Origin of the sequence: Clostridium psychrophilum (assembly GCF_018861705.1) — a bacterium.
GTDB classification, from domain to species: domain Bacteria; phylum Bacillota; class Clostridia; order Clostridiales; family Clostridiaceae; genus Clostridium_AD; species Clostridium_AD psychrophilum.
Genome location: NZ_JAHLEC010000229.1, coordinates 1 through 1,687, shown reverse-complemented (window position 1 = coordinate 1,687; position 1,687 = coordinate 1). Strand labels below are relative to the sequence as shown.

General features: G+C 28.0%; 1 protein-coding gene. It reads right to left on the bottom strand.

Translation table 11 applies throughout. From position 1 onward, the window contains the following. Positions 1 to 195 precede the first annotated feature (195 nt). Complete coding sequence (locus KPL38_RS19135; RefSeq protein WP_216290726.1) at positions 196 to 1,614, bottom strand: IS4 family transposase; 1,419 nt, start codon at positions 1,612 to 1,614, stop codon at positions 196 to 198. Positions 1,615 to 1,687: the final 73 nt, after the last annotated feature.

The window sequence follows — 1,687 nt, the reverse complement described above, 5'->3', positions numbered from 1 at the left end:
CATAGCCATCAACCTAAGAATTGAAACATATTCCAAATGATGATGGCTATCATTATTTTATAAATGGAAGTTGTAATATGGGCAAAAATAGAATTTTTTCAAAATAATTAATGAATATTGTGAATTTTAAGCACAGCAAATAAAACTGCAATTATTTTTGTAGATTATTTACATATATATAAATAACATCAAGTATTAACTTGCCATTTTTACCAATTCAGCTTCTGTTATTTCAATGTTCTTTAGTATTAATGCTAGTGTTTTTCTGCCTTTTCGTTTGCATTTCAAACCTAATTTCTTTATCAAATTAAAAATCTTCAATAATAGGGTTGATACTATTATTTCACCCTTGAAAATTTTCTGCCTTAACACATCAAAGTAATCTTGAACAATTCCAAAAGACTTTAATTCACTAATTTCTTTACCTTCATTTTCGTAAATAGTTTTGCGAGATGTAAAAACAATACACAAAGATAGTAGTATGGCTATAAGTCTTCCATATAAAAAACATTCAAACCGCTCAATTTTTGTTTTTTTAACTCTATGAATCTTAAAATTAGATTTCCATATTTTAAACATTATCTCGACGTGCCACCGCAAGGTGTATAGTTCATGAACCTTTAAAGCATCTATAGTTTCAACTGGTGTATTAGTAACATAAACATTTATAGAAGCCCATTGTTCGTCTCTTTCACCTGCAATTTTATGCCCCTTTCTAATCTCCTCTTTCTGTTTATTTTGTCTTTTTCTCTTGTTTTCTTCAGATAATTTAGTTACAATTAATCTGGTTTTAAATTTATTTTTGTATGCATTTCCTAAATAGATTTCTGAAAGCTCCAGTGTTTCACCTTCTGATAAAGGTTCTGTTAGCTTGTAGAGATCTATTAGGGAATATCTATCTCTCACAGTTGTTTTACCGCCAAACCCTATTTCTGTTACCTCCTGCCTTTTAAAAATATTCATATGAATTTTAAGTTTTGAAACATAGTAAGCATCCACATTCTCAATAAATCTTAAATCCTCTATTTTCAAATAGCCTAAATCTTTTAAACACAAATCACCTTTTCTAACTGTACTTTGTAATTTAGGGATGTAGGACCCATCATTTTTATATCCTTGCATAACCTCACAAAGAATAAATTCTCCCGTTAATAAATCATACTGAAGCTGTATTTTAGCACCTGATTTACTTATAGATCCTTTATAAATGTTTTTATGATTATCTGGAAGTTTAAAAATTGTAGAATCCACTACAGTTATTCTATTAAAGTTTGTTTTAAGCAATTGTTCTTGTTCCCTTAAAATATCACTTTGTACCTTCATCATTTCATTAAAGACATTTTTCATAAATTCAGCAGCACCTTTATTAAACCTATTGTGTAACGCTTGTGGAGACAACAAAATGTCATCTTTAGCTGATAATCTAGTACATAATTTTGTTAGAGCTGCTGAACATAATTCTTCACCATAAAATGTGCATAAATTCAGAAAAATTTCTCCAGTAAGCTTACTCTTGCGCTTAACAACTTGGTGCTTTAAAGACATCTTTTTAATTATTTCTGAATTAAATAGTTTTTGCAGATTTCTTGTTAGTATTCTCAGTTTTTTATTCATTATTGTACCTCGCTCTACTTAAATTTGTATAAAAATAATACATAATAAAATTATATATTATTTAACTGAATAT

Bases quoted from the DNA above. Each gene is read 5' to 3' on its own strand.
- KPL38_RS19135 (WP_216290726.1), bottom strand. From the start codon at position 1,614: ATGAATAAAAAACTGAGAATACTAACAAGAAATCTGCAAAAACTATTT.